Raw genomic sequence first — 6,585 nt, 5'->3', positions numbered from 1 at the left:
AGCTACTAACTAACGTAAAATTCAAATTTTATCAATAACTTAGGTTGCGGGACACGGGTAAATTATTTCGCAAACAGTACACTAGACCCTTCACTGGATTTGCATGTCAGCCCACCTTACAAGACTCGCTGGGGCTATAAAGACTGGTGCATCAGTTTCAGTCGACGCATTTCAGGGCCTGACGGCGAATTCAAAGGCATTGTGAGTGCGGCCATGCGCCTGGTGTACTTCAAACATCTGTTCATGAGCCAACGTCTGGGCGATGGCAGCAGCATCAATCTGATCAATACCGACGGCACGTTGATCTTGCGTTATCCAGAGCTGGAAGGTCAGGACCTGACTGGCAAGGACTACAGCCACACGGCCAACTTCCAGCGCATTCTCAAAGAAGGTGATGGCAGTTTTGCTGCCCTCTCCACGCAGTTGAACTCACGTCGGCTGTACACGTTTTCGCGCGTCGGCAATCTGCCGTTGCTGGTGGTGATCGGGCAGTCCGAGGATGAGGTCTATGCGGTCTGGCATCGCAATGCCTGGCTGATCGGCACCGCCACCAGCCTGTTGTGCCTGGGAATTGTCTGGCTGACCTGGCTGCTGTGCCGTGAGTTACGTCGGCGTCATCGTGCCGAAGACGAATTGGCCAGCCTGGCCGCGACCGACGGATTGACCGGGCTGGACAACCGGCGTCAGCTCGATGAAGCGATGGAAACGGAGTGGGCGCGCGCGCAACGTTCCGGTAAATGGCTCTCGCTGCTGATGATTGACGTCGACCACTTCAAGGCTTTCAACGAGCGCCATGGCCACCAGGGCGGTGACGAGGCCTTGCGGCGAATTGCGCAAGCTGTTGCGGGCACCATTCGCCGACCGGGTGACCAGCTTGCCCGCTATGGTGGCGAAGAGTTTGTGGTCGTACTACCGGAAACCGACATGAACGGCGCGCTGGTGATCGCCGAGAAAATTCGCGTAGCGGTCGAATCTCTGCCGCGTTACGCAGATGACCAACAGCCGATCACCGTCAGCATCGGTGTGGCCGCGCAAATCGTAAGGCAGGGCGACAAACTGGCAGCGTTTTTCGGCATCGCCGACAAGGCGCTCTATCAGGCCAAGCACAACGGTCGTAATCGGGTCGAGCAGCGCGTGGCTGTGGCGGTAGAATCACAGGCTTCTGGCCAGGCATGATCACCTGACAATCGACATAAAAAAACGCCAGACTGGCTGGCGTTTTTATTACCGCGGGTTCATCGAATCACGATGCGGCGCGGGCTGCGTTACGCAGTGCTTTGACTTCGTCGTGATTTTTCAGAACACCTTGGTACTGCTTTTCGATGACCGCGATCACTGCTGGGGAAACACCCTTCTCACGCGACTTCTCAAGCGCCTTGCTATAGGCTTTCTTGGCAACGTCTTCGCCACGTTCTGCTTCTTCCAGTACAGCCAGATCATCGTTGCTGGTGAATGCGGTTTTCAGCTTGACCCATGCCTGGTGCAGGTCAGCGGATACGCTGGAAGAATCTTCTGGCTTGCCGCCCAGTTGCTGTACATGCTGCTGCAGCTCAGTGACTGCTGCGCCAACTTCCGCAGAACGGCGTGTGAAAAACGTTTTCACCGATGGGGTCTTCGCATTCTCTGCGCTGGTCTGGAACCCTTCTTTGCCGTCGATGCTGGTTTCGATCAGGTCATTCAGGATAGAGATCGTTTCTTTGTTGATATCAGTCATTTGATAATTTCCTAATGGCAGGTTGATACGAAAGTTTTGGATGAATAGGTAATTGCAGGCACCGTGCCAGTTTTAGATGCGAATATAATCTTTTAAAATCAAGAATTTACAAAATTTTCACATTTGACTGGTCGTGACTTCTGCATGAACTGTCATTTGGCCTGCATGCAGAATGCACGTATCGTGCAGGTCGTTATCTATTGATGGGAGGGCTCGCAGGTGAACCCGGAGAAACTCAGGTTATTGGTGACGCAGGAAATGCCCTTCGGCAAATACAAAGGGCGGCTGATCGCCGATTTGCCGGGGCATTATCTGAACTGGTTCGCCCGGGAGGGCTTTCCCAAAGGAGAATTGGGCGGCCTGCTGGCGCTGATGCAGGAAATCGATCACAACGGCCTCAGCGCGCTGCTGGACCCGCTGCGCACGCGTCCGCGTCAGTCGTTCAAGGACAGGGGATAAGCAAAGGGGATACAGTCCGAAAGGAAAAAAACGGTGCTCCGGACCAGGGCGCACCGCAAAAGCCATACAACCAACAACAACTTCCTTGCCAGCGTCAGCCTGAAACAGGCTGACGCCGAACGGCTATTCATCAGTCAAACAGTGCCAGCGCCTGTGCTGTGGCTTCCTGAATGCGGCCCCAGTCGCCATTCTTGACCCAGGCGTTATCAATCATCCATGTCCCGCCGACGCACATGACGTTGGGCAAGGCCATATAGTTCTTGAGATTCTGCTCATTGACGCCACCGGTCGGGCAGAAACGCACCTCGTTGAAAGGCCCGCCCAAGGCCTTGATCGCTGCCACACCGCCGCTGATTTCTGCCGGGAACAGCTTGAAGCGGCGATAACCCAAGGCATAGCCGATCATGATTTCCGACGCGCTGCTGACGCCTGGCAACAGGGGCAACGGGCTGTCGAGCGCCGCCTGCAAAAGTTCCTGCGTGCTGCCGGGGGTCACAATGAATTGCGAGCCCGCCGCCTCGGCGTCGGCCAGCATCTTGCGGTCCAGAATGGTCCCGGCGCCGGTGCACAGCTCTGGACGCTGCTCGCGCAAAATGCGGATCGCACTCAGTCCGAACGCCGAGCGCAGGGTGATCTCCAGAGCCGTCATGCCACCAGCGGCCAGCGCGTCGGCCAGTGGCAACACGTCCTGATCACGGGCAATGGTGATGACCGGCAGAATCATCGCCTTGGCGCAGAGTTCGTCGATCCGGGCAATCTTGTTCGCCATGCTGGTGAGCGGCTGATTATTTTCGTTCTGTGTCATGGCGACGGTTCCTTTGTTTATGGGGCTTATGGGCACCAGTAAATCTCGAGAGACGGGTTGAGGAAGGCACGCACCGGCATCTCGGCGAGATCATCGCCTGCCAGCGCCGCGCGCAGGGTGTTCAGTTTGGCCTGACCTGAGACCGACAGGATCGGCGAACGCGCCGACGCCAGCAGACGGCGGGTCAGGGTCAGCCGCTGATGCGGCACGCTGGGTGCGAGCATCGGCAGGCAGCGACGCTCGCCATCAAGGTCCAGCGCCTCGCTGAGGTTCGGGCTGTCGGGGAACAGCGACGCGGTGTGCCCGTCGTCGCCCATGCCCAAAATCAGCACATCGATGGGCGGCAGCTCGGCCAGCGCCTGATCGGCCGCCAGTGCTGCGTCCTCGACACTGCCCGCCACGCTGTACAGCCCCAAAAACTTCGCCTTGGCTGCAGGGCCTTGCAACAGATGGCGTTGCAGCAAGCCGGCATTGCTGTCGGCGTGCTCGGTGGGCACGAAACGCTCGTCAGCCAGGCTGATGACCACTTTCGACCATTCCAGCGGCTGCGCCGCCAGGCTCTGAAAGAACGCCACCGGGCTACGTCCGCCGGACACCACCAGCGTGGCCAGACCGTTTTCGCTGATCGCCTGCTGCAAGCGCGCGGCCACGTTGCCGGCCAGCGCATCGGCCAGTTGCTGTGGGGTGTCGAAGTCACGTGCTACCAGCCCTGCCGGCAGCTCTAGATCACATATCGCCATACCAGGATCTCCCGTCGCGAGTAATCAGGGCAATGGAGCTCATTGGCCCCCAGGTTCCGGCCGGGTAAGGCTTGGGCGCATCGCCCGCCTTCTTCCAGCCGGCGATCAGCTGATCGCACCATTGCCAGGCGTACTCGATTTCATCTTTGCGGACAAACAGGTTCTGATTGCCACGCATGACTTCCAGCAACAACCGCTCATAAGCGTCGGGGACACGAGCGCTGCGGTAGGTGTCGGAAAAATTCAGTTGCAAGGGGCCGCTGCGCAGCTGCATGCCTTTGTCCAGCCCCTGATCCTTGGTCATCACCTGCAGGGAAATGCCTTCGTCAGGCTGCAGACGAATGATCAGGCGGTTGCTGATCTGCAAACGCTGCTCTGGGGCAAAGATGTAGTGCGGCGGCTCTTTGAAGTGGATCACGATCTGCGACATTTTCTGCGGCATGCGCTTGCCGGTACGCAGATAAAACGGCGTACCCGACCAGCGCCAGTTGCGGATATCGGCACGCAACGCAACAAAGGTTTCGGTGTCGCTCTGGGTGTTGGAGTTCTCTTCTTCCAGATAACCCGGCACCGCCTTGCCTTCGCTGTAGCCAGCGGTGTACTGACCGCGCACCACCTGGGTGGCCAGACGCTCGGGCGTGAACGGGGCCAGCGCCTTAAGCACTTTTACCTTCTCGTCACGAATACTGTCGGCAGACAGATCGCTGGGCGGGTCCATGGCGATCAGGCAGAGCAGTTGCAGCAGGTGGTTCTGAATCATGTCGCGCAGCTGGCCAGCCTGATCGAAATAGCCCCAGCGGCCCTCAATGCCGACTTTCTCGGCAACCGTGATTTCCACGTGGGAAATATGGTTCTGGTTCCACTGGGTCTCGAACAGGCTGTTGGCGAACCGCAGGGCAATGAGGTTCTGGACCGTGTCCTTGCCCAGGTAATGGTCGATGCGGTAGACGCGGTTTTCCGGGAAGAACTGCGCAACGGCGTCGTTGACCCGTCGCGACGAAGCCAGGTCGTGGCCGATGGGTTTTTCAAGCACCGCGCGCGTGCGCTCGGCCAGGTTCACCGACGCGAGGTTCTCGCAGATCGCGCCGTACACCGAGGCCGGCGTTGCGAAGTAGGCAATCAGTGTCTCCGCATTGCCAACGCGCTCGGCCAGCGCAACGTAGTCCTCGGCCTTGAGAAAATCGACATGCAGGTAGCTGAGGCGCGCCAGGAAGCGCGCTGCGTTGTCGGCCTCAAGCTCCGCCTCGGGAATGAAGCGGCGCATGGATTTTTCGATGTAGGCCAGATGCGACTGTTCGTCGCCTGGTTCACGCGCCAGGGCAAGAATTTTTGTGTCTTCATGCAGCAGGCCAGCGCGATCAAGCTGATAAAGAGCCGGGAACAGCTTGCGTACCGCCAGGTCCCCCAGGGCACCAAACAGGGCAAATGTGCACGGTTCAACCGTAATCAAGGGCATAATGTTGGTTCTTTTATCAAGTTAGGCTACAAATACCTTTTTTAAAGGCGTTACTCAAGGCCATATGTAGTAATAACCACAACATTCTGCCTGAAAGCATATTCCAGTGGTGATCAACACAGGCCCTCAGTACGATAGGCCACCTTTGCTACAGGCTAAAGGGCTAATAAAAGCTCAGGCCAAAACCGTTGGTGAATCAGCCCCGACAAGGACTTTGTATGGACCGCGTAAGAAACCTCCTGGAGCAAATCCAGGGCCGACTCGATGAGCTGAACAAGGCCGAGCGCAAAGTGGCCGAGGTGATTCTGCTTAACCCGCAGATGGCCACGCGTCTGAGCATCGCAGCGCTTGCTCAGGCTGCCAAAGTCAGTGAGCCGACGGTCAACCGCTTCTGCCGTTCGTTCAGCGTCAGCGGCTACCCTGAGCTCAAGCTGCAACTGGCCCAGAGCCTGGCCAGTGGCGCGGCCTATGTCAGCCGTGCGGTGGAAGCCGACGACAATCCCGAGGCGTACACCCAGAAGATTTTCGGCAGCGCGATTGCCTCGCTGGACAGCGCCTGTCAGCAACTGGACCCGGCACTGGTCAGCAAGTCTGTGGACATGCTGATTCAGGCGCGGCAGATCCACTTTTTCGGGCTGGGTGCCTCTGCCCCGGTGGCGCTCGATGCGCAGCATAAATTCTTCCGCTTCAACCTGGCGGTCACGGCGCACGCTGACGTGTTGATGCAGCGGATGATTGCGTCGGTGGCCCACACTGGCGAGTTGTTCGTGATCATTTCCTACACCGGCCGCACCCGCGAGCTGGTGGAGGTCGCACGTATCGCACGGGCCAATGGCGCTTCGGTGCTGGGCCTGACGGCCGCGGGTTCGCCACTGGCGCAGGCCAGCACCGTGAGCCTGAACATTCCGCTGCCGGAGGACACCGATATTTACATGCCGATGACTTCGCGGATCATTCAGTTGACGGTTCTCGACGTGCTGGCCACCGGCATGACCTTGCGCCGCGGCGTTGATTTCCAGCCACACCTGCGCAAGATCAAGGAAAGCCTGAACGACAGCCGGTATCCGATTGAGGATCAGGGCTGAAACAGGTTCAAGACCGGACGCGGGGCGTCCAGAACGGCGTACCGACGAGTGACGGCACGATAAGCAAAGAAGCAGCGCGGAGCGTGCAGAACGGCGCACCGACGCAGAGTGACGGCACAATAGTTACAGAACTATCGTTCCTCACGCTCCAGCGCAGGAATGCAGTTCGTGACGCTCTGCGTCACACAGTTCTGCGATTCAGTGAGATTCTGACTCGACTTGAGGCACCTTTTCGCCCCTCGGCGACTGACTTTGAAGGATCAAAGTAAGCAAAATCCCAGCTCCGTTTCCGGCCCGACTTCGTCGGGTTCCTTCGCCCTGACACT

At 58.3% G+C, this 6,585-nt stretch carries 6 protein-coding genes and 1 pseudogene; 3 read left to right on the top strand and 4 right to left on the bottom strand.

All coding sequences use genetic code 11. The features are described 5' to 3' along the window. Positions 1–72: 72 nt before the first annotated feature. Positions 73–1,176, top strand: a pseudogene (locus DW49_RS0121465) (sensor domain-containing diguanylate cyclase); the annotation flags it as partial. A 67-nt stretch (positions 1,177–1,243) separates the two neighbouring features. Here DW49_RS0121465 and DW49_RS0121460 read toward each other — a convergent pair. Continuing rightward, positions 1,244–1,714, bottom strand: coding sequence for a PA2169 family four-helix-bundle protein (locus DW49_RS0121460; RefSeq protein ID WP_005615514.1), 471 nt, complete (start codon positions 1,712–1,714; stop codon positions 1,244–1,246). A 219-nt stretch (positions 1,715–1,933) separates the two neighbouring features. On the opposite strand from DW49_RS0121460, the gene DW49_RS0121455 reads away from it, so the two are divergent. After that, positions 1,934–2,173 carry a DUF3820 family protein gene (locus DW49_RS0121455; protein WP_005615512.1) on the top strand — a complete coding sequence of 80 codons (240 nt, stop codon included), beginning with the start codon at positions 1,934–1,936 and terminating at the stop codon, positions 2,171–2,173. A 130-nt stretch (positions 2,174–2,303) separates the two neighbouring features. Here DW49_RS0121455 and DW49_RS0121450 read toward each other — a convergent pair whose 3' ends face one another. From DW49_RS0121450 to zwf, 3 genes are read right to left on the bottom strand one after another with little or no spacing between them, the layout of a single operon-like run. Continuing rightward, positions 2,304–2,978 (bottom strand): bifunctional 4-hydroxy-2-oxoglutarate aldolase/2-dehydro-3-deoxy-phosphogluconate aldolase, encoded by a 675-nt coding sequence (locus DW49_RS0121450; protein ID WP_005615510.1) that lies wholly within the window; start codon positions 2,976–2,978, stop codon positions 2,304–2,306. 26 nt (positions 2,979–3,004) lie between these two features. Next, the gene (gene pgl / locus DW49_RS0121445) at positions 3,005–3,718 is read right to left on the bottom strand and encodes a 6-phosphogluconolactonase (RefSeq protein WP_005615506.1); all 714 of its coding nucleotides are present in this window, start codon (positions 3,716–3,718) and stop codon (positions 3,005–3,007) included. Then, positions 3,705–5,174: a glucose-6-phosphate dehydrogenase gene (gene zwf, locus DW49_RS0121440; protein WP_003375894.1), complete on the bottom strand. Its 1,470-nt coding sequence runs from the start codon at positions 5,172–5,174 to the stop codon at positions 3,705–3,707. The genes pgl and zwf overlap by 14 nt, the downstream gene beginning before the upstream one ends. A 218-nt stretch (positions 5,175–5,392) precedes the next feature. On the opposite strand from zwf, the gene DW49_RS0121435 reads away from it, so the two are divergent. Continuing rightward, positions 5,393–6,259, top strand: a complete 867-nt coding sequence (locus DW49_RS0121435) for a MurR/RpiR family transcriptional regulator (protein WP_003375897.1) — start codon at positions 5,393–5,395, stop codon at positions 6,257–6,259. Positions 6,260–6,585: the final 326 nt, after the last annotated feature.

This window comes from Pseudomonas avellanae BPIC 631, from assembly GCF_000444135.1.
Taxonomy (GTDB): Bacteria; Pseudomonadota; Gammaproteobacteria; order Pseudomonadales; family Pseudomonadaceae; genus Aquipseudomonas; species Aquipseudomonas avellanae.
Note: the sequence above shows the minus strand (reverse complement) of the source record. Positions and strands in the feature narration are given on the sequence as shown.